Here is a 1086-nt window from a genome sequence, read left to right on the forward strand (position 1 = left end):
CTACCTATCGTTCGCCGAGCGCGAGGAGATCGCCGTGCTGCGCGCCCAGCAGTACGGCGTGCGGGACATCGCGCGCCACTTGGGACGGGCTCCGTCGACGATCTCGCGGGAGTTGCGACGTAACGCGGCCACCCGCGGCGGCCGTCTGGACTACCGGGCCTCGGTCGCGCAGTGGCACGCCGACCGGCAAGCCCGTCGGCCCAAGCCATGCAAGCTCGCCACCAACGACAGGCTCCAGCAGTACGTTCAAGACAGGCTCGCCGGCGCGGTCACGGCTGCGGGCGGTAGCGCGGTTCCGGGCCCGCAAACCCGTTGGATCGGGCGGCGCCACGGGCGGCGCCGGGATCGGCGCTGGGCGACATCGTGGAGTCCGGAACAGATCGCCAACCGGCTACCCATCGACTTCCCCGAGGATGAGACGATGCGGATCTCGCACGAGGCCATCTACCAGGCCCTCTATATCCAAGGCCGGGGCGCGCTGCGCCGCGAGTTGACGGCCTGCCTGCGCACCGGCCGTGCGCTGCGAGTGCCCAGGGCAAGGACCCGCCGGCGCGGAAAGAAGTTCGTCACCGAGGAAGTGCTGATCAGCCGGCGGCCCGCAGAGGCCGAGGACCGGGCCGTGCCCGGGCACTGGGAAGGCGACCTCATCATCGGCCTGGACAGCTCCGCGATCGGCACCTTGGTCGAGCGCACCACCCGGTTCACGATGCTGCTGCACCTGCCCCCGATGGACGGCCACCGCGCAGGGCCACGCGTCAAGAACGGCCCGGCACTGGCCGGGCACGGCGCCCGGGCCGTCCGCGATGCCATTGCCGCCACCATCATCGCCCTGCCCGAGCAACTGCGCAGGTCGCTGACCTGGGACCAGGGCGCGGAGATGGCCCAGCACGCCCAGCTACGCATCGACACCGGCCTGGAGATCTACTTCGCCGACCCGCACAGCCCCTGGCAGCGCGGCACCAACGAGAACACCAACGGCCTGCTCCGCCAATACTTTCCCAAGGGGACCGACTTGAGCAGGCACGCTCGAAGCGACCTCGACGCCATCGCCGCGACCCTCAACGCTCGCCCCCGCAAGAGCCTCGG

1 protein-coding gene is annotated in these 1086 nt (G+C 70.8%); it reads left to right on the top strand.

Annotated features, from left to right (window positions below; translation table 11 throughout):
- Positions 1–1086: IS30 family transposase (locus tag ABZ194_RS30415; RefSeq protein WP_355600452.1), on the top strand; the 1086-nt coding region annotated here is incomplete at both ends.

Origin of the sequence: Streptosporangium sp. NPDC006007, assembly GCF_040614315.1 — a bacterium.
Taxonomy (GTDB): domain Bacteria; phylum Actinomycetota; class Actinomycetes; order Streptosporangiales; family Streptosporangiaceae; genus Streptosporangium.